Source organism: Nocardiopsis terrae, assembly GCF_014651695.1.
Taxonomy (GTDB): domain Bacteria; phylum Actinomycetota; class Actinomycetes; order Streptosporangiales; family Streptosporangiaceae; genus Nocardiopsis; species Nocardiopsis terrae.
The window spans coordinates 267,438-286,440 of sequence record NZ_BMXJ01000006.1; the positions used below are offsets into that span (position 1 = coordinate 267,438).

The 19,003-nt window shown below is 72.9% G+C and carries 19 protein-coding genes; 9 read left to right on the plus strand and 10 right to left on the minus strand.

Translation table 11 applies throughout. The features are described 5' to 3' along the window. Positions 1-153: 153 nt before the first annotated feature. From IE195_RS18325 to IE195_RS18340, 4 genes are all read left to right on the plus strand, one after another. Positions 154-2,874 (plus strand): bifunctional acetate--CoA ligase family protein/GNAT family N-acetyltransferase, encoded by a 2,721-nt coding sequence (locus IE195_RS18325; RefSeq protein WP_191273098.1) that lies wholly within the window; start codon positions 154-156, stop codon positions 2,872-2,874. 86 nt (positions 2,875-2,960) lie between these two features. Further along, on the plus strand, positions 2,961-3,539 hold the full coding sequence (locus tag IE195_RS18330) for a DUF5998 family protein (protein WP_191273723.1): 579 nt from the start codon (positions 2,961-2,963) through the stop codon (positions 3,537-3,539). A gap of 335 nt (positions 3,540-3,874) precedes the next feature. Next, a complete protein-coding gene (locus IE195_RS18335) occupies positions 3,875-4,699 on the plus strand; it encodes an enoyl-CoA hydratase-related protein (protein WP_191273100.1) in 825 nt (274 codons plus the stop codon). Between the two features lie 139 nt (positions 4,700-4,838). Continuing rightward, positions 4,839-5,492: an MBL fold metallo-hydrolase gene (locus IE195_RS18340; protein WP_191273102.1), complete on the plus strand. Its 654-nt coding sequence runs from the start codon at positions 4,839-4,841 to the stop codon at positions 5,490-5,492. Positions 5,493-5,537: 45 nt separating this feature from the next. Here IE195_RS18340 and IE195_RS18345 read toward each other — a convergent pair whose 3' ends face one another. The 3 genes from IE195_RS18345 to IE195_RS18355 form a co-directional block, all read right to left on the minus strand. Further along, on the minus strand, positions 5,538-7,652 hold the full coding sequence (locus IE195_RS18345) for a CHAT domain-containing protein (protein WP_229826288.1): 2,115 nt from the start codon (positions 7,650-7,652) through the stop codon (positions 5,538-5,540). A 199-nt stretch (positions 7,653-7,851) separates the two neighbouring features. Beyond that, positions 7,852-8,295, minus strand: a complete 444-nt coding sequence (locus tag IE195_RS18350; RefSeq protein ID WP_191273104.1) for a carboxypeptidase regulatory-like domain-containing protein — start codon at positions 8,293-8,295, stop codon at positions 7,852-7,854. Positions 8,296-8,298: 3 nt separating this feature from the next. Beyond that, positions 8,299-8,880, minus strand: coding sequence for an RNA polymerase sigma factor (locus tag IE195_RS18355; RefSeq protein ID WP_191273106.1), 582 nt, complete (start codon positions 8,878-8,880; stop codon positions 8,299-8,301). Positions 8,881-9,193: 313 nt separating this feature from the next. Between IE195_RS18355 and IE195_RS18360 the strand changes: the two genes are divergently transcribed. Continuing rightward, the gene (locus tag IE195_RS18360) at positions 9,194-9,685 is read left to right on the plus strand and encodes a DUF3145 domain-containing protein (RefSeq protein ID WP_191273108.1); all 492 of its coding nucleotides are present in this window, start codon (positions 9,194-9,196) and stop codon (positions 9,683-9,685) included. Positions 9,686-9,713: 28 nt separating this feature from the next. On the opposite strand, the gene IE195_RS18365 is transcribed toward IE195_RS18360, so the two are convergent. The 4 genes from IE195_RS18365 to IE195_RS18380 form a co-directional block, all read right to left on the minus strand. Continuing rightward, positions 9,714-10,169 carry a DUF1707 SHOCT-like domain-containing protein gene (locus tag IE195_RS18365; RefSeq protein ID WP_229826291.1) on the minus strand — a complete coding sequence of 152 codons (456 nt, stop codon included), beginning with the start codon at positions 10,167-10,169 and terminating at the stop codon, positions 9,714-9,716. Positions 10,170-10,296: 127 nt separating this feature from the next. Further along, positions 10,297-11,085: a 3'(2'),5'-bisphosphate nucleotidase CysQ family protein gene (locus IE195_RS18370; RefSeq protein WP_191273110.1), complete on the minus strand. Its 789-nt coding sequence runs from the start codon at positions 11,083-11,085 to the stop codon at positions 10,297-10,299. Then, on the minus strand, positions 11,082-12,110 hold the full coding sequence (locus IE195_RS18375; RefSeq protein WP_191273112.1) for an ATP-grasp domain-containing protein: 1,029 nt from the start codon (positions 12,108-12,110) through the stop codon (positions 11,082-11,084). Before IE195_RS18375 ends, IE195_RS18370 begins: the two co-directional genes overlap by 4 nt. A 241-nt stretch (positions 12,111-12,351) precedes the next feature. Then, positions 12,352-12,882, minus strand: a complete 531-nt coding sequence (locus IE195_RS18380; RefSeq protein ID WP_191273114.1) for a YbhB/YbcL family Raf kinase inhibitor-like protein — start codon at positions 12,880-12,882, stop codon at positions 12,352-12,354. Positions 12,883-13,119: 237 nt separating this feature from the next. Here IE195_RS18380 and IE195_RS18385 point away from each other — a divergent pair, with 237 nt between their 5' ends. Continuing rightward, positions 13,120-14,085 carry an LLM class F420-dependent oxidoreductase gene (locus tag IE195_RS18385; RefSeq protein ID WP_191273116.1) on the plus strand — a complete coding sequence of 322 codons (966 nt, stop codon included), beginning with the start codon at positions 13,120-13,122 and terminating at the stop codon, positions 14,083-14,085. Positions 14,086-14,148: 63 nt separating this feature from the next. Here the strand turns inward: IE195_RS18385 and IE195_RS18390 are convergent, their stop codons facing one another. Beyond that, the gene (locus IE195_RS18390; protein ID WP_191273119.1) at positions 14,149-15,366 is read right to left on the minus strand and encodes a PucR family transcriptional regulator; all 1,218 of its coding nucleotides are present in this window, start codon (positions 15,364-15,366) and stop codon (positions 14,149-14,151) included. A 382-nt stretch (positions 15,367-15,748) separates the two neighbouring features. On the opposite strand from IE195_RS18390, the gene IE195_RS18395 reads away from it, so the two are divergent. The 3 genes from IE195_RS18395 to IE195_RS18405 all read left to right on the plus strand — a co-directional run bounded on the left by IE195_RS18395 (position 15,749) and on the right by IE195_RS18405 (position 17,794). Beyond that, on the plus strand, positions 15,749-16,255 hold the full coding sequence (locus IE195_RS18395) for a lumazine-binding domain protein (RefSeq protein ID WP_191273120.1): 507 nt from the start codon (positions 15,749-15,751) through the stop codon (positions 16,253-16,255). Between the two features lie 138 nt (positions 16,256-16,393). Beyond that, a complete protein-coding gene (locus IE195_RS18400) occupies positions 16,394-16,717 on the plus strand; it encodes a putative quinol monooxygenase (RefSeq protein ID WP_191273122.1) in 324 nt (107 codons plus the stop codon). 27 nt (positions 16,718-16,744) lie between these two features. Then, positions 16,745-17,794, plus strand: coding sequence for an aldo/keto reductase (locus IE195_RS18405; RefSeq protein ID WP_191273124.1), 1,050 nt, complete (start codon positions 16,745-16,747; stop codon positions 17,792-17,794). A 231-nt stretch (positions 17,795-18,025) separates the two neighbouring features. Here IE195_RS18405 and IE195_RS18410 read toward each other — a convergent pair whose 3' ends face one another. Both IE195_RS18410 and IE195_RS18415 read right to left on the minus strand, forming a co-directional pair. Continuing rightward, on the minus strand, positions 18,026-18,310 hold the full coding sequence (locus tag IE195_RS18410; protein ID WP_191273126.1) for a hypothetical protein: 285 nt from the start codon (positions 18,308-18,310) through the stop codon (positions 18,026-18,028). Positions 18,311-18,466: 156 nt separating this feature from the next. Then, positions 18,467-19,003, minus strand: a 537-nt coding sequence (locus tag IE195_RS18415; RefSeq protein ID WP_268249183.1) for an acyl-CoA dehydrogenase family protein, incomplete at its 5' end; no start/stop codon positions are given.

Consider the following 19,003-nt stretch of genomic DNA (forward strand, 5'->3'; position numbering starts at 1 on the left):
GTCGAGGGTCCTCGGACCCACCGGACCAGAGTATGCGGACCCCGTCGCGGACGGTCCCCGAGGCCGCTGGGAGGGGGAGCCCGGGGCGGGGATTTCGGGGAGCCCGCATGGACTTTCCCCGGATTAGACCGATTGTCGTCTAGTCTCGCAGTCGTGCAGTCCTACCCGAACCACTGGGAAGCCGACGTCGTCCTGACCGACGGAGGCACCGCGCATCTGCGCCCCATCACCCCTGACGACGCCGACCTGCTGCGCGAGTTCCACGCCCGGCTCTCGCCGGAGACGATCTACTACCGGTTCTTCGCGCCCTACCCGAAACTCTCCGACCGTGACGTCAAACGCTTCACCACGGTCGACTACGAGGACCGCGTGGCCCTCGTGGCCACGATCTCCGACTCACTCGTCGCCGTGGTGCGCTACGACAAGGTCGCCCCGGAGGAGGCCGAGGTGGCCTTCGTCGTGGAGGACGGCCACCAGGGGCGGGGCCTGGCCTCGGTGCTCCTGGAACACATCGGTGCGGCCGCCCGCGAACGGGGGATGCGCCGCTTCATCGCCGACGTGCTGCCCGAGAACCGGCGCATGATCAACGTTTTCCGTGAGGCCGGGTACACCGCCCAGCAGACCTTCGACGAGGGCGTCATCCGGCTCACCCTGGACCTGCAGCCCACCGACGACTCCAAGGAGGTCATGCAGGCCCGGGAACAGCGCGCCGAGTCGCGTTCCATCGCCCGGCTGCTCTTCCCCGAGTCCGTCGCGGTCATCGGAGCCAGCCGCACCGCGCACACCATCGGCCAGACCGCCCTGCGCAACCTGCTCGGCGGGGAGTTCCAGGGGCCGGTCTACCCCGTCCACCCCGAGGCCAAGGCCGTGGTGGGCGTACGCGCCTACCCCTCCGTCCTGGAGATCCCGGACCAGGTCGACCTGGCCGTGGTGGCGGTGCGCGCCGACACGGTCGTCGACGTGGTCGAGCAGTGCGCCGAGAAGGGCGTGCACGGCCTGATCGTGGTCAGCTCCGGCTTCGGCGAGGTCGGGGCCGAGGGCCGGGCCCGCCAGGACGAGCTGGTGCGCACCGCCCGCGCCGCCGGTATGCGGGTGGTCGGCCCCAACTGCCTGGGCATCGCCAACAGCGACCCCTCGGTCTCCCTCAACGCCACCCTGTCCCCGGACCTGCCCTCCCAGGGGCCCATCGGGTTCTTCTCCCAGTCCGGCGCCCTGGGCCGGGCCATCCTCCAGCGGGTCGCCGAACGCGGAATGGGCCTGTCCACCTTCGTGTCCGCGGGCAACCGCGCGGACGTGTCCGGCAACGACCTCATGCAGTACTGGCAGGAGGACCCCGCCACCCACGTGGTGCTCCAGTACCTGGAGTCCCTGGGCAACCCGCGCAAGTTCACCCGGCTGGCACGGCGCCTGGCCAAACAGAAGCCGGTCGTGGCGGTGCGCAGCGGCGGTTCCGCGCAGACCACGCCCACCGGGCACGCCGCGGGCGGTCTCGCCCTGCCCGACTACGCCGTCACCTCCCTGTTCCAGCAGGCCGGTGTGGTGCGGGTGGACGACATCACCCAGATGTTCGACGCCGCCCAGGTGTTCGCCTACCAGCCGCTGCCGGAGGGCCCCCGGGTGGGCATCATCGGCAACTCCGACTCCCTGGAGCTGCTGGTCAAGGATGCCGCCGTCCGTCAGGGCCTCAAACCGCACGATCCGGTCAACCTGGGGCCGCAGGCCACCGCCGAGGACTTCGACACCGCGATCCGGGCCGCGCTGTCCGCCGAGGACGTGCACTCGGTCGTGGTGGTCTTCGTGCCCGCCCTGCACCCCATCGGGGACGACGTGGCCCGTGTGCTGCGCGCCCGCTCCCTGGACTCGGACAAACCCATCGTCACCACCTACCTGGCCCGCCAGGGCATCCCCGAGGAACTGAGGCACGTCGGGGAGCGGAACCAGACCCTGCACGGTTCGGTGCCCTCCTACCCCTCGCCGGAGGACGCCGTGCGCGCCCTGGCCCACGCCACCCGGTACGCCCAGTGGCGCAACCGCAAGCCCGGACGCCACCCCGAGCTGCCCGACATCGACCGCGCCCGGGCGCGGGCCACCATCACCCGCGCCCTCAGGAAGGCGACCCCGGCGATGGAGGACGTCGCCTGGTTCGGCGGCGAGCGGCGGTACGACGAGGAGACCGCGATCTCCGCCGACGACGCCCGCGACCTGCTGGCCTGCTACGGGATCGCTGCCTACCCGGACATCAGGGTCAGCTCCGCGGACGAGGCCGTCGTCGCCGCGGGCGAGCTCGGCTACCCCGCCGTGGTCAAGGCCGACGCGCCCGACCTGCGGGTACGTGCGGGCGGCACGTTCGTCCGGGCCGACCTGCGCACCCCCGAGGACGTGCGCAGCGCCTACCTCTCCCTGCTCGACCGCTTCGGCGGCGAGGCGGAGCTGGTCGTCCAGCGGATGGCGGCGCCCGGCGTGCCCACGGTGGTGCGCGCGGGCGACAACCGGTCCTTCGGGTCGGTGGTCTCCTTCGGGCTGGCGGACGTCACCGCCGAACTCCTCGACGACCGGTCGTTCCGGCTGGCGCCGCTGACCGACATGGACGCCGCCGACCTCATCCACGCGGTCCGGGCCGCCCCGCTGCTGTTCGGCCTGCCCGCGGGGGCGACCTCGCTGGCCGAACAGCCCAACGTGGAGGCGCTGGAGGAACTGCTCATCCGGGTGTCCCGCCTGGTGGAGGCCTTCCCCGAGATCGGTTACGTGGACCTGGACCCCGTACTGGTCAACGCCACCGGCGCCCATGTCCTGGGCGCCCGCATGTGGCTGCGTGAAGCCCCCGACGTGCGGCCGGACGCCGGCCCGCGCCGACTGCGCGGGGTGACGTTCTGATCAGGGAATGGGCCTCCCGTTTCGGTGGACGGTCGCGAAGTGTCACCGGAAGGAGGCAGGATAGGGGTATGAGGAAAACACGTGCCGTGCCCACGGACTGGCGCCTGGAGATCGAGCGGAGCGGGTACTATCCCGCCCTGGTCATCGACGCCGTCGCGACCACCTTGGGCGAGGAGGACGCCGAGGCGTTCATCGTGCACCATGAGGCGACCTTCGATCCGGCGATGGAGATGCGGCGGCACATCACCGTGATGCTGCTGACCGCGACCCGGCTCGTCGTCTGCCACACGGACGAGCACCCGCCCACCGAACCCGGTGGGACCTCGCACGCCTCCACCACGACCGACAGCATCCAGCTGGGCAACGTCCAGTCCGTGGCGCTGACCCGAGTCGTGCCCAACCCCGCCCAGTACAAGCCGGGCAGCCTGCCCAGTGAACTGGTGCTCAGCGTGAACCTGTCGGTGAACTGGGGCGCTGTCGCCCACATCGACCTCGAACCGGCCTCCTGCGCGGACGAGAGCTGCGAACTCGACCACGGGTACACCGGTGCCATCACCGCCGAACCCCTCACCCTGAGGGTGAGCGAGGCGGCCGACGGCACCGAAGCCGTCACCACCATGATGCACTTCGCCGACGCCCTGTCCGCGGCCACCACCCGCCGCTGAGAGCCGGGGCGCCCGGAGGACGGCGTGATGCCTTCAGGGGCCCGGAACGGGCGGCGGGGAACCGGAAACCGGAGCCGGGATCGGTGGGGCGGGCGGAGGCCGCGGCGAGCGTGAACGCTAGCGTGTGGTCCACGTAACACAAGCGCTGTCACGCGTGACACGGACTTAACCGGTCCGGCGGCGGTGGACGCCGTGCCGAAACAACCGGCCTGTCTACTGTTCGAGGCGGATGCGTTCCCACCGCCACAAGCGAGACGCACACGGCCACAAGCCGTTCGCGTACCGCGCGCCGTGACCGGATCCGCGCGCGTTCAACGGAGAAAGGTCAGTCTGCGATGACGCAGCACCCGACGTCCCCGAACCCCTCGGACGACGCTCCCCTCGTGCGGTCGAGCGTTGACCGTGCCATCGCCACGATCACCCTCGACTCACCGCACAACCGCAACGCGCTCTCCGCGCGGCTGCGCACCGAACTCGCCCGGGCCCTCTCCGACGCCATGGCCGACGAGGACGTCCGCGGGGTCGTCCTCACCGGCAGCGGCCCGGTGTTCTGCGCCGGAGCCGACCTCAAGGAGATCGGAGCCGCCCTCCAGGGCGCCCCGGTGGAACCCGCACCGGAGCTCCCGGAGATCTTCGAGCAGATCATGGGCGCCCCCAAGCCGGTGATCGCCGTGCTCAACGGCGCCGCACGCGCGGGCGGAATCGGTCTGGTGGCCGCCGCCGACATCGCCCTGGCCCCCAAGAGCGCCACCTTCGCGTTCACCGAGGTACGTATCGGCGTGGTCCCGGCGATCATCTCCGTTCCGGTCTCGGCCCGGATGCACTCCCGACAGCTCAGCCGCTACTTCCTCACCGGTGAGCTCTTCGACGCCTCCGCCGCCGCGAAGGCCGGGCTCGTCACCCAGGCCGTCCCCGACCGGGAGATGGACCACGCGGTGGACGCGGTACTCCAGGGCCTGCGCGGTTCGGCACCGAGCGCCCTGTCCCGCACCAAGGAGCTCCTGGGCGAGCTCGCGGGCGGCGCCCAGGCCGCCCCGGACCGGCGCACCGAGGCGTTCACCCGCATGGGCGAGCTGTCCGCCGAGTTCTTCGCGGGCCAGGACGCGGCGGAGGGGCGCGCGGCGTTCTTCGAGAAGCGGCCTCCGCGCTGGGCCCGGTGATCCGGTGACCCCGACACGCTGAACCCGCGGGCCGGTGCGGCCCCTCCGGCGGGCCGCACCGGCGCTGAGGCCGCACACCCGCACCACCAGGTGCGCGACCCCGGTTCGTGCGCTCCCTCCGACAGGCCACAATGGTCGGGTGAGCTACTCCGGAGATACCAGGGTCGGCGGTCCGGCCGACCTGCGCCAACTATCGAACCTGACGATCACCAAGCTGGCCGTGGGCCCGATGGACAACAACGCCTACCTCCTCCGTTGCCGGGGGACGGGTGAGGCGGTCCTCATCGACGCAGCGGCCGAACCCGACCGGATCCTGGAGCTGATCGGCGAGGAGGGGCTGGCCCGTGTGGTCACCACCCACCGCCACCAGGACCACTGGCAGGCCCTGGCCGAGGTCGTCGGCCAGACCGGTGCCCGTACGGTCGCCCACCCCGAGGACGCCGAGGAGCTGCCGGTCTCGGTGGACGAGCCCGTCACCCACGGCGGTACCGTCCCGGTCGGGGACTGCGTACTCACCGTCATCCACCTGCGCGGCCACACACCCGGGTCGATCGCCCTGCGCTACGACGACCCCGGGGGCCGGACCCACCTGTTCACCGGGGACAGCCTCTTCCCGGGCGGGGTCGGCAAGACCTGGTCCGACGGGGACTTCCAGACCCTGTTCGGTGACGTGTCGGAGCGGGTCTTCGGCGCCCTGGCCGACGACACCTGGGTCTATCCCGGGCACGGCAAGGACACCACCCTGGGCGCGGAGCGCCCCCACCTGGCCGAGTGGCGCGAGCGCGGCTGGTAGCGGGACCGGCCCGCAGGGGTGACCGCCCGCGGCGGTCCCCCTGCCTCAGGCGCCGTAGCAGCAGAAACCGACGTGCCCGAGGTGGTCGGACACCGCCTCGGACACGTCGGTGCCCGTGGTGATCGCCCGGTGGAAGGCGACCATGGCCGCTCCGGTCCGCGCGTCCTCGACCGGGACCGGGCTGGCCACCACCGTACGGGTGCCCCGGGCCAGCAGGGCTCCCACGAACCCGAGCGGCTGCCCGGCCGCCCCGACGAAGCCGCGGCCGCCCCAGCAGGAGGACAGGGTGACCAGGTCGGGCGTCGAGGGCAGGGAAGCCAGGTCGCAGGCGAGCAACGGCTCGTCGTGCAGTTCCAGCCGGGAGAGCATGGGCGTGCGGTCGCCCACCTGTCCGTGCCCGGCCATGTGGGCCAGGTCCGAGCGGGCCAGTTCGGTCAGAACCCGGTCCCGGCGAGCCCGCTCCAGCAGCCGTGCCCCCGGGTGGATCGCGGCCAGCGAGGCCACCTCCAGGCGGGCCTGTTCGGGTTCGGGACCGCAGGCCAGCAGCACCCTCTCCCAGCCGCGCCGTTCGGGCGGCCGTTCCGCCCAGGACCGGGCCGTCGGCACCAGCCGCACCGGACGACCGCGCAGCGCCGGGAGCAGGCCCCACGGCAGGTCGCTCAGGTAGGGGTCACCGGTCACCACCACGGCGCGTTCCCCGATCAGGGGCAGCAACGGCCGGAACAGGGCGTCGGAGGCCTGCGCGGCGGTCGAGTGGTGCGGTTCCGCGGCCGCGCCTGTCGACGGCGCCGACCTCTCGTGTGCGAACCGGGCCAGTACGCGGCGGACCCCCAGGAGGGGGCCGAGGTACCGGGCGTGCACCCGGCCGTCCACCGCGAGTAGCGCCACGGCGTCCCCGCCCGCCGCGGTGTAGTGGATGAACGCCCGGCCCTCCAGCGCGTCCAGGAGCTGTTCCAGCACCGGGCCCGGAACCGGGCCCCGGGGCTTCGCCCACCGGTTCCGGCGCCCCGGGTGCAGCGCCCGCCAGCGGGCGGCCTCCCACCGCCGGGCGTAGGCGCCGGCCTCGGGGCCGCCGCCCCGGCACAGCGCACGGCGGTAGCGCCCGGTCAGCTCCCTGAGCGCGGTGCCGCCGACGGTGCCCGGCCCCGGCACCAGCCCGACCGCCCAGGTGCGTCCCAGCTCCGCCCACTCGAGCGCGGTCGCGGCGTCCCCGGTGGCCAGGGCGCTCTCCAGTCCGGCCCGCACCACGTGGGGGTCGCGGCCGGCGCTCCCGAGCCAGGGGCCGGGCGGCGGGGCTCCCAGCCTGGAGAGCCGGGACAGGGCCCGGTACGCGCCCGACAGCCCTTCCCGGGGTCGTCCTCCGCCCCGGGGACCCGCGGACGCGGGCTCCCGGGGCGGCCGCGGGAGGGAGGGGGCGCGCAACGCCAGGGTGTCCTGTGCGCGCAGAACCGGGGAACCGTCGTCGGTGACGCCGAGAGCGGCCCGTTCCAGCCGCGCGGTGATCCCGTGCCACAGGGACCCCGGGCCCTCGTTCGCGCGGACCTGCCGGGTGAGGTGGAGCGATCCCCGGCGGTCGCCGTCCAGGAGCCGTAGCTTGGCCTCCACCAGGGTGCGGGCGACCCCGCCCCGGGACGCCTGCCACGGGGCCTCGGCGAGGGTGCGCCCGGCCTCCTCCACGAGCCCTTCGGAGAGCAGGGCCTCGGCCAGGTCGACGCGCAGGGCCTCCTGCCGGTCCGCGGGCATCCGGTGTACGAGCTCGTGGAAGGTGGTGATGGCGGTGGCGGTCTCGCCCCGGTGCAGGTCCAGGCAGCCGAGGTTGTGCTCGGCCACCAGGCCCAGCAGGGGGAGGCGGCGTGCGTCGGCCAGGGAGCGGGCCTCGTTGAGGTGTTCCTCGGCCTGACCGAAACGGCCGCACAGGGTCTGGGCCAGTCCGAGGTCGGCCAGGAGGCCGGGCAGGACGGGGGCGAGTTCGGCGATGGGATGGCCGTGCAGCCGCTTCCGGGTGTCGTCGAGGAGGGCGACGGTTTCCTCGAAGAGGCCGTTCCGGGCCAGCCGGACCCCCTGGGTGACCCGGGACAGCAGGATCTGTCCGGTGCTCGGGTCCCGGGCGTCCGGGAGGGTGTTCGCGGGCGTGGGGTCGGGCGCTGCGCTGGGGAGCACGTCCGGCTGCCTTTCGCCAGTGGGGCCGGTCAACTCCAGTGATAGCAGCGGTCGCGGTTCGGTGGGAGTGGCCACCGTGGGCCTGTGGACAACCCCTCGGCCGCGAACCGGGGCGAACCGGGGCGAAGGCGGGTGTTCGTTCCGGGGTTGGCGCGCGCCCCTAACCGGATTCGGGCCGTATCCGTTTTCCGCGGGCGGTTCAGCGGTCCCCGGTGGCGGTTGACACGGTGAACCAGTCGGTGACGGCGAGCGGGCGGCCGGGGATCTCCACGGCCAGGCTCAGCGGGCCGGGCGCCAGGTCGTGGGCCTCGAACCGGCCGTCGACCCCCACGAACAGGCGCAGCGTGCTCCCGGAGCGGCGAACGTGCACGTCCACGTGGTCGAACTCGCCGCCGACCAGGCCGGAGAGTGAGTGGTGGTCTCCGCGCGGGTGGATCTGGAGGTCCAGGCGGACGCCCCCCAGATCGAACAGGAGGGTGGTCGGGGCGGCGCCGCGGTGGTCGCGGTGGACCGCCGGCCCGGGGGCCAGGGCGGTGTCGCTGATGGTCCTGGCCTGGCGGGCCCGGTCAAGGGAGCGGTCGAAGGCGGCCAGCGCGGCGGCGCGCCCGCTCCGGTCCTCGGTGGGGTCCGGGTCGTTCCACACGGTTCACGCACGCCTTTCGTTCGGTTCTCTGGTCGCTCTGAGGGAGCGGCGGAGCTGGCGGAGCAGGTGTCGCCGCTGGTTCGGGGTGGTCCGGTGGGAGATCGGGCGGGCGTCGGGTGAGTCGTCGAGGTAGTGCCGTGCGACCCGGCGGTCGACCGGGTCGGTGAGTTCTCCGATGGCCCGGTGCAGTTCGGCGTGCCTCTCCTTGAGCAGGTACTCGTGTTCGGGGTCGGTCGGGTGGTGGAGGTGTTCGGCCAGGGTCAGGGGGTCGACCGGGAGGAGGCGCCGCCGGTGCTGTCGCTGTCGGCCGCAGGCCGTGTGCGCCGCTCGGCTCAGCCAGGCGGCGAGCAGGTGCGGGGAGTGGAGCCGGGGCAGGTTCTGGTTGAGGCGGAGCCAGACCGTCTGGACGGCGTCCTCGTGGTCCTGCCGGGGGAGCCCGTAGGAACGGGCGATCCGGTTCACCATGCCCAGGTGGCGGTCGACGATGGCCTCCCACGCGTCCGCGTCCCCGTGGCAGGCGCTCAGCACCAGTTCGGCGTCGGAGCGTGGGGCGCGCTCGGGGCCGGTTGTGGCCGGAACCGACAAGAAAGTGGTGGAAACATACCCTGAAGTGCGCGAATGGGCGTTTCCTGTTGCTGGTTCCGGGGGGCGGATGTCTCCGTGCGACTGGTCTGGCACATCCGCCCCCACTATGATCGAACTCCCTGTCGCCGCCTGTGGCACACGCTAATCTCTGGGCGCTCCGGGCGCGGTGGGAACGCTGGAAAATACCAGCGTGCGAGATGGTTCCCAGGGTGCCCTTGGGGCACAATGGGGCAAAAGGCATTCAGGCGGGTATGCAACCTTCTCGTGGTACGAGGGCGTCGGGGAAGCGCACTCGTTCGTATCAGGAGGTTCGGTGTCCGCACGTGGCGTCTTGTACGTCCACTCCGCGCCCGCGGCGCTGTGCCCACACGTCGAGTGGGCGGTCGCGGGTGTCGTTGGAGTACCCGTGAAACTAGACTGGGTCGCCCAACCGGCGGCACCCGGCCACCACCGCGCCGAACTCAACTGGCAGGGGAAGCCGGGGACCGCGGGGGCGGTGGCCTCCGCGTTGAACGCATGGCAGCGCCTGCGCTTCGAGGTGACCGAGGAGGGGTCGCCCGGCTGTGACGGTACCCGTTACAGCTACACGCCCACCCTCGGCGTGTTCACCGCCATCACCAGTGCCGCCGGTGAGGTCCTCGTACCCGAGGGCAGGCTGCGCGCCGCCATGGCCGTGGCCGCCGACGGCCGCGACCTGGCCGACGAACTCGACCGGCTCACCGGACGCGCCTGGGACGAGGAGCTCGAACCCTTCCGCTACGCGGGTGACGGCGCCCCCGTGCGCTGGCTGCACGCGGTGGGCTGAGCAGGGGGCGGTTCCGACCGTGTCCCGGTCAGGGCGGTTCCTCCCCGCTGGGCCAGATGGCCGAGGCCAACAGTACGGCCGCCCAGATACCCAGGGGGACCAACGGCCAGTACGGCACCCACTCGCCGCCCAGAAGGCTCGCCCCGGCCCACACCCCGGTCAGCAGCCCGGCCACGCCCAGCCACCACCGCCACTCCTCGCCCCACTCCTCCCACGGCACGAGCGGCCCCTCCGGCGCCGTCCCGGTGCGGTGCTCGCGGTGGGGCCTCGGCCGAGGGACCGGGACCCGGGCCCCCGGAAGGTCAGCGGTCAGCGAGCGGAGCTCGCCGACCAGGACCGCGCTCAGCGCCGCACCCACTCGGCGCTCGTACTCCTCGTGGTCCAGACGACCCTCGGAGAAGGCCACCGCGAGGCGGTCCACCGTCAGGTCCCGATCGGTGTCCGAGGCTCGCATCCGGTCCGCCGACAGACGTCGGGTCTCCACTTCCCACCCCCCGAAGGCGCGAGTTGGTGACCACACGATACGCGCCGTGCCCGGCACGCGAAAGGGAACCGCGAAGGCAGTTCGAGCGGTCCGCCCCAGGCTTGCCGAGGTGCACTGTTATCGCAGGTCAGGGCGTTGCCCACCGGGCCACGGTGCGACACGTCGACGGGTCGGCGGCACCCACCAGGCCGGTGTGCTCGAAGGCTCCCCGGTAGCTGAAGCCGGTACCGTCCAGACGCGTCACCAGACCACCCGTCTCCGCCAGGACCAGACCCGGCGCGGCCACGTCCCAGTCGCGTACCGGGACGTCCTTGACGAACAGGTGGGCGTGGCCCTCGGCGATCCTGCACAGCTTCAACGAGATGCTGCCGCTCTCCAGGTACTCGCCGTAACCGAACCGCTCGTAGGCGCGCCTGGCGATCCCCGCGGGCTCGGGGGTGTTGTCGGTGAGCACCCCGTGTCCCGGCGGGGTGGGCGGGTGAGCGGGCAGGGGGAGGCCGTCCCGGCGGGCGCCCTGACCGCGTACGGCCGTGTACAGGACCTCGCTCTCGGGCGCGAAGACCGCCGCCACCTCGGGATGCTCACCGATGACCAGGGCGGCCTGGGTGACGTATCCGTCGAACCCGTGCACGTAGCTGGCGGTTCCGTCGATCGGGTCGATCAGCCAGTACCGGGGCGGTCGCCGGCGGCTCAGCGACGCGGGGTCCTCCTCGCTCACCACCGGGATCCGGTCGTCGATCGCGCTCAGCCGCAGAGAGAGCGCCCGGTGGGCCATCGCGTCGGCCTCGGCCTTGAACTGGCTGCCCTCCCACACGCCGCTGCGGGCCCTCGGGTCCCGGCGCCACTCGCGCAGCAGTCCACCGACCTCCACGACCGCCGCGGCCACCGCCGAGGCGAGGGGGTGCGGGCCGTTCACCGCGCACGCACCGGGACGATCGGGGACCGTCCGCCGACGGCCGCCGCGCCCGGCGGGGCGGGGGAGAGCCCGTGCGAGGTGAACTGCTCCTCGCTCAGGAACTCGTCCGTCCACCGGCGCACCATCGCCACGCCCTCGCGCCACTCGTCGTCCAGCCTGGGTCCCTCGCACACGGCCTGCCGCAGCAGACCGGTGATCTCGTCGACCCCGGCGGCCGCGGTGAGCGCCGCCGTGGACGAGAACCGGGGGTTGATCTCGAAGATCCTGGGCCGTCCCAGCCCGTCCAGGCACAGTTGGACGTTGAACGGACCGTCCGCGCGCAGGGCGTCCTGCACCGCCCGACAGGCGCGGACGACCCCGTGGTCGCGCCTGGTGACGGCGTACCTGGTGACCCCCTGCTTGAGCACGACCTCCTTGGGCACCACCGCCTGCACCCCGCCGTCGCGCCAGACCACGACCGACACCGTGTACTCGGGGCCGGTGACGCGTTCCTGCACGATCAGTTCGTCGGCGGCGTACCCGCTCTCGGCGACCGCGCGGGCCACCCCGCGTGCCGATCCGACGGTCACGACACCGCGGCTGCCCCGCCCGCTGCGGGGTTTGACGACGAAACCGCCGACCGGGGGATCGGCGGTGCCGGTCGGCCACTCCGAGGCGAGCCAGGTGCGGGGCACCCCGATCCCGGCCTCGTCCAGCCGCTGCATGAGGGCGTACTTGTCCAGGCAGCCGACGACGAAGTCCGGGCGGGGCAGCAGCACGGCCACCCCGTCCCCGGCGAGCTCGCCCACCCGGACGAGCTCCTCGTCCACCAGCGGAACCACGGCCACGGCCCCCTCCCGGGCGCACAGGGCGCGCATCCGGGGCAGGAAGGCATCGCTGCCGCCCGGCGGCACCAGGTAACCGCGGTCGGCCAGGTAGAGGCCCGGGGCGGCGGGGTCCACGTCGGTGGCCACCACCCGGAAACCGTGCTCACGCAGGTGCAGGATGGTTCCGGGTGTCGGAGCGGAACCCGCTGTCGTGACCACGACGGTCGGTTTCCTCGAAGGCTGCTGGGGCACCGGTCGAACCCTTCTAGTCCAGGCGTGTTCCGCGTGAATGGACCGAGCCTAGACGGGGGCGTGCTCCCGGGGCCTGTGAATGGCCGAATGCGGTTGCCGGGTGAACCGGACGGCCCCTGGCGCGTGTCCCCTCGGCCCGACGGGAAAGGACGGAGGGCGGGCCGGTGCGCCGCGCGCACCGCCCGCCCTCCGCGGTCGACCGGGGCTGTTACCCCTGCTCGTACGTGGGCGTGATGATCGCCCGGCCGAGCGTGTGCGAGAACAGGTTGAAGCCGAGAAAGGCGGGGCTCGCGGAGGAGTCCACACCCAGGCTCGCCACGTCCACCGCGTGCACCACGAAGAAGTACCGGTGCGGGCCGTGCCCGGCGGGCGGCGCGGCACCGATGTAGCGGTGGCTTCCGGCGTCGTTGCGCAGGGTGACGGCCTGTTCCGGCAGGCCGGAGCCGTTGCCCGCGTCGGTCGCCAGCTCGGTGACCTCCACGGGGATGTCGCAGACCGCCCAGTGCCAGAAACCGCTCGCGGTCGGGGCGTCCGGGTCGAAGCAGGTGACGGCGAAGCTCCGGGTCGCCTCGGGGAACCCGCTCCAGGCCAGGTGCGGTGAGGCGTCCTCGCCCCCGGCGCCCATGATGCCGCTGACCTGGGCCTTGGGCAGGGTCTGTCCGTCCACCACGTCGTCGCTGGTGACGGTGAACGCGTCGACCTCGGGCAGGAAGTCGTAGGGGGAGGGCGGCTTGGCCACGGCGATGGCCTCCTTCGTTCTCGTGGGTGTCCGTACCGGCCGGGACGGCCGGGTACCTACGAACATACGCCCCACGGGACCCGTGCGCCGGGCGCGGCGCACATCGCTTCGGGGCGCGCGGGGCGGCGTAGGGCGGACTCGGTCTTCTGCGGTGACCCCGGTGGCGGGTACCGTCGTGCCCATACCGAACACGAACCGGGTTCGGTTTGTAAGACCGGTCCACTGACAGGAGTCGCCATGACCGACCGCTGGGGCATCACCGTCCCCTTCGAGGGCATCCCCCTGGCCGACCAGCGTCCTCTCTTCGAGGCACTGCCCGACCTCGGCTACACCGATGCCTGGTCCGCCGAGGCCAACAGCACCGACGCGTTCACACCGCTGGCCCTGGCCAGCGTGTGGGCGCCACGGCTGCGCCTGGGCACCGCGATCGTGCCCGCCTACACACGCGGCCCCGCGACCCTGGCGATGAGCGCCGCCACGATGGCCGCCGCCGCGCCGGGCCGTTTCGCGCTGGGCGTGGGCACCTCCTCCAACGTCATCGTCGAGCGTTGGAACTCCATCCCCTTCGAGGAGCCCTACAAGAAGGTCCGCGACACCGTGCGCTTCCTGCGCGAGGCGCTGACCGGGCAGAAGGTCAAGGCCGACTACGACACCTTCTCCGTGAAGGGGTTCACCCTCGGTTCGGCGCCCGAACAGCAGCCGCCCATCCTGGTGGCCGCGCTGCGCCAGGGCATGCTGCGCCTGGCCGGGCGCGAGGGCGACGGCGCGATCATCAACTGGCTGTCCTCGGAGGACGTGCGCACGGTCGCCCCGATCGTGCGTGAGTTCGGCGAGGACAAGGAGATCGTCGCTCGGATCTTCGCCATTCCCGACACCGACGCCGACACCGCCCGGGAGATCGGCCGGTGGGCGATCTCGGCCTACCTGAACGTGCCCGTCTACCGGGCCTTCCACGAGTGGCTGGGCAGGGAGGAGCTCGGTCCCATGTGGAAGGCGTGGGACGACGGTGACCGCAAGGGTGCGCTGGCCGCGATCCCGGACTCCGTCGTGGACGAACTCGTCGTGCACGGGCCCGCGGAGTACTGCCGGGAGCGGATCGAGGCCTATGCGCAGGCGGGGGTGACCACCCCGATGATCGCCCCGATCGGCCCGCCCGCTCAGGACCCGGCCGCGGTGATCCGCGCGTTGGCGCCCCGGGGCTGACCCGGGGGCCGTGGATGTTCCCCGCGCACCGTTGCGCGGGGAACATCCCGACCGTTCGGTATGTCATTCGTCCAGTGAGGGTCCGAGGAGCCTGCGCGCCCGCAGCGCCAGTTCCAGCTCGAACCGCGCACCCGGCTCCCGCAGGCGCGCCCCGAACAGCTCTTCGAGCTGCCGCATCCGGTACCGCACGGTCTGCGGGTGGATCCGCAGCCGCTCGGCCGCCTCGTTGGCGTTGAACCCCGAGGCCAGCCAGGCCAGGAGGGTGTCGGCCATCCGCTCCCGCTGCGGTGCCCGCATGCCCTCCAACGGGGCCAGCCGGGACCGGGCCATCTCCGCCACCAGATCCGTGTCCCGGGACAGCAGCAGCTCCGGCAGGTGGTCGTTCCACCGCAGCACCCCCCGGCCCGACACCATCCCGGCGCGTACCAGCTCCGCCAGCTCCCGGGCCCGGGCAAGCGACACCGGAGCCCGCTCCAGCGGCACCGTCGGACCCAGTACCGCGTCGGACCCCCGCAGCGAGCGCTCCAACGAGCGCAGCCGACCGGGCCCCTCCGGGTCGGGTACCAGGGCACACGGCTCCAACCGGTCCAGGTCCGCCAACACGTCCGAGGGCAGTACCGGCGCGGCCCCCTCCGCCGAGTCCTCCTGGGGCAGCAGGGCCACCGCCACCCGTTCGGGCACCCGCCACCGGGCCGCGCGGGCCAGGGTGGACAGCGCCCGCGGGTCCGGCTCCGTCCCGGACTCGGCCAGCAGTACCTCCAGCAAACGGGACCGTCTGCGCCGCAGCGCCTCCACCCCGGCGCCGCGCACCTGGGCGTGGCCCTCGGCGGCTGCCGCCGAGATCTCCTCCTGGAACGCGAAGATCGCCTCGCCCAGGGCGGCCATCTGGTCCCGGTCGATCGACTCGGCCCGAGCCAGCCGCCGCCACGCCGCCGCCACCGACGTGCGCATACCCGTGTGCAGGCATTCCAGGGTGCGTCCCTGTCGGGCCTCGCCCGCCCCGAACGCGCGGAAGGTCTCCGTGACGGTGTCGGAGCGCTCCGACGCCGGACCGTCCCCGAGCCGGTCCAGGAAGGCGTGTACGGCGGTGCCGATCGCCTGCCTGATCGTCTCGGTGTACGTCGGGTCCAGGGGGTGGGAGTGGGCCTCGGCCCGTCGGCGGATCCCGTCCACGGCCTCCTCGGTCAGGTGCGGGACCAGGGGGCGGAGCCGGGCCCCCAGTGCCGGGGGCAGGACGGTGGCGGGTGCGCCCCGGGGTTCGGCCCGAAGTCGGTACGACATGTCACCTCCGGCGCGGACGCACAGCGGAATCGGCCGGTGCGCGCCCGCGCGTGCACCGATTCCCTCAAGCACGCCCGCGCGTGCTCTGTGCGCCAAGACGGATGCCGTGATGCCGGTCACCCGGGTCCATGACATCAGAGGCCGCCCCCGCGGACAAGCCCCGGCTCCCGTGAGGGGACCGGGCCCGCGGGCCGACGTGCGCGGGCCCGGCGCGCACGCGCCCGTACCGCCGCTCCGGCCGGGTGCCCCTGCCTGGTCAGGGCTGTGGGTACATGCCAGGTCCGGGTACTCATGGTCATCATCCGGGTGAATGCGGTAACAATAGTGCGATGCGGACGTCCGCCGCTGATCGACCCCACCCGCTCCCGGAAGGCAGCCCCCCATGCGACGCACCCTCCTGTGTTCCCTGATTCTGACCCTCGCCCTCACCGCCTGTGAAGGCGGGGAGGAGGCGCCCGCCGACGACACCGCCGGCGGGTCGGCCGCGGAAGGGCCGGACGTGTCCGCCGAGGCCGAGGCCGAGGCCGCCGAGTCGGCCCGGACCGTGGCGGAGGGGTTCGTGGCGGCCCTCGTGGCCGGAGACGGCGAGGCGGGCTGCGCCTTCACCGACGAGGGCGCCCAGTCCGCGATCACCGGCCAGAGCGAGAACGCCCGGGACTGTGCTGCCGCCTTCCCCGACTACCTCGCCGAACTGCCCGGCGCGCAGGACACGGAGGGCTTCGAGGTCGGCGAGGTCACCGTCAGCACCGACCTGGACGGCGAGACCCTCATCGCCAGCGTCGAACTGCTCCACCCCGAGGAGGCCCCCGGCGTCCTGGAGGTACGGGAGGGCGAGGACGGGCAGTGGCGCGCCACCCGCGTACCCGGTGCCGCTCTCGGCGGGGCCTGACCGGGGTCTCCGCGTGAGCGACGGAACACCCCGCCACCGGCTCCGTCGGGGCTCCGGGCGTGCGCGCTCTGCAAGAGTGGTGAGCGTGGGGCACGGCACGACCGCGTGCCCCGTGGCACAACACGAAGGAGATCCGGGATGATCCTGATCGTCGTCAAGTACCGGGTGAAGCCCGAGGCCGTGGACGGCTTCCTCGACGAGGTCGCCGACTTCACCGCTGCGACCCGCGCCGAACCCGGGAACCTGTGGTTCGAGTGGTCCCGCAGCGTCGAGCGCGACGACGAGTTCGTGCTCGTCGAGGCGTTCAGGGACGGAGCCGGTGAGGCCCACGTCAACAGCGACCACTTCAGGGCCGGTCTGGCGTCCATGAAGCCGCTGCTGAAGGAGACCCCGCTGATCGTCAGCCGGGTGGTCGAGGGCGAGGGCTGGGACCGCATGGGCGAACTCACCGTCGACGAGTAGCGGCACGGCTGGGAAGGAGAGCGGACGTTGGGCACGTACGTGGCGGACGAGGCGCGGTACGACTCGCTGGAGTACCGGAGCTGCGGCAGAAGCGGGCTGAGGCTGCCGAGGCTGTCGTTGGGCCTGTGGCAGAACTTCGGCGGCGACCGGGACCTGGAGGGGCAGCGCCGGATCCTGCGCCGCGCCTTCGACCTGGGCGTCTTCCACTTCGACCTGGCCAACAACTACGGCCCGCCGCCGGGAAGCGCGGAGGAGAACCTCGGCCGGATCCTGGCGCGGGACTTCGGCCCCTACCGCGACGAGCTGGTGATCACCACCAAGGCCGGCTGGGTGATGGGGCCGGGGCCGCACCAGCAGGGCGGTTCGCGCAAGTACCTGCTGTCCTCGCTCGACCGCTCCCTGGAACGGATGGGCCTCGACCACGTCGACGTCTTCTACAGCCATCGGCCCGACCCGGACACCCCGTTGGAGGAGACCATGACGGCCCTCCACCACGCGGTGGTGTCCGGGAGGGCCGTGTACGCGGGGATCTCCTCCTACGGGCCGTCGCTGACCCGCAGGGCGGCGGCGATCATGCGCGACCTGGGCACGCCCCTGGTCGTGCACCAGCCCTCGTACTCGATGCTCAACCGCTGGGTGGAGGACGGGCTGTTGGACGCGGCCGCGGACGAGGGCATGGGCGTGGTCGCGTTCTCGCCCCTGGCACAGGGGCTGCTGACCTCCCGCTACCTGGACGGGTCGGTGCCCGCGGACTCCCGTGCCGGGGTGGGGCGGCCCAGCTGGCGGGGGAACATGCTCACCGACGAGGTGCTGGGGCGGGCCCGCGCGCTCGACCGGATCGCGGCCGAACGCGGCCAGACCCTGGCGCAGATGGCGATCTCCTGGGTGTTGCGCGACCAGGGGCCGCGCACCGTCACCACCGCTCTGATCGGGGCGTCCAGCGTGGAGCAGCTGGAACAGAACCTGGGGGCGGCGGACTCGGCGGGGTTCTCCGACGAGGAGCTGCGCGAGATCGACCGGTGGGCGGTCGACTCCGACGTCAACATCTGGTGGGGCGCCACCGCCTCCAAGGACTGACCCGGGCCGGGCCCGACGAACGGTCCGCGGACCGCGCGGTCAGCCGAAGACGGCGTAACCGATGAGGAACCCGAGCGCCGGGACCACCACCACGGCCGCCGCCGGCCACAGCGGTCCGCTGCCGCCGGAAGCCGCCGCCGGGTCCGCCGGTGCGGCCCCGGATCCCTCGACGGGCCGTTCGCCGCACGGAGACCACCACCGCCACCCGCGCCGCCTGAACGGCCCCGGCCCCTACCGTTCGGAGGCGTCCCCCCCGTCCCCCGGGGCGCGCCCCTCCCGGGGCTTGCGCTCGGAGCCGTTGTCGGGTTCGTCGGGGACGGGCTCCGTCGGGGCGGGCTCCTCGCCCCAACCGGTCGGGTACCTCTTCCCGTCGGGTACCTCGTCCCAGTAGTCGGGTGAACGGACGGCCTTCTCCGCCTGGCGTTGGACGATCCAGAAGATCCCCAGCACCAGGAAGATGACGGCGATGGGTACGGCCACGGCGATCAGCGGGCCGAACGCGGGCAGCTCGAACACCGGCCTCACCTCCTTGCCCCGCGCCTACCCGCTCACCCGCGCCCTCACCCATCGCGGCGGGCGCGGGCGGGGGAGACCCTGCCGTTCCCCGTGGGGCGGGGCAGGGCCCGGGACGGTCGGGTCGGCGGCCGTCGTCCCGGGCGTCACGGCAGGGTGTTACCGGACGGGCAGTCCGGTGACGGTGCGGCCGATGATGAGTTTCTGGATCTCGCTGGCGCCCTCGAAGATCGTGTAGATGGTGGCGTCGCGGTGCCAGCGCTCGACGGGGTACTCGCGGGTGTAGCCGTTGCCGCCGAGGATGCGCAGGGCGTTCTGGGTGACGAAGGTGGCGGTCTCGGAGGCGAACAGTTTGCTCATGGAGCCTTCGGCGTTGGTGAAGTCCTTGCCGTTGCGGGCCATCCAGGCGGCGCGCCACACGAGCAGGCGGGCGGCGTCGATGCGGGTGGCCATGTCGGCGAGCAGGAAGGCCACGCCCTGGTTGTCGCCGATGGGTTTGCCGAACTGCTCGCGCTGGGTGGAGTAGTCGCGGGCGTACTCGTAGGCGGCCCGGGCACAGCCGACCGCCATCGCGCCGACCGTGGGCCGGGTCGCCTCGAAGGTCTTCATGGCGGCCTGGCCCTTGGAGCGTTTGCCCTCGCGGGCGCGGGCGAGGCGTTCGTCGAGTTTGTCCTTGCCGCCCAGCAGGCAGGAGCC

Bases quoted from the DNA above. Each gene is read 5' to 3' on its own strand.
- IE195_RS18395 (WP_191273120.1), top strand. From the start codon at position 15,749: ATGCGACGCACCCTCCTGTGTTCCCTGATTCTGACCCTCGCCCTCACC.
- IE195_RS18390 (WP_191273119.1), bottom strand. From the start codon at position 15,366: ATGTCGTACCGACTTCGGGCCGAACCCCGGGGCGCACCCGCCACCGTC.
- IE195_RS18385 (WP_191273116.1), top strand. From the start codon at position 13,120: ATGACCGACCGCTGGGGCATCACCGTCCCCTTCGAGGGCATCCCCCTG.
- IE195_RS18400 (WP_191273122.1), top strand. From the start codon at position 16,394: ATGATCCTGATCGTCGTCAAGTACCGGGTGAAGCCCGAGGCCGTGGAC.
- IE195_RS18335 (WP_191273100.1), top strand. From the start codon at position 3,875: ATGACGCAGCACCCGACGTCCCCGAACCCCTCGGACGACGCTCCCCTC.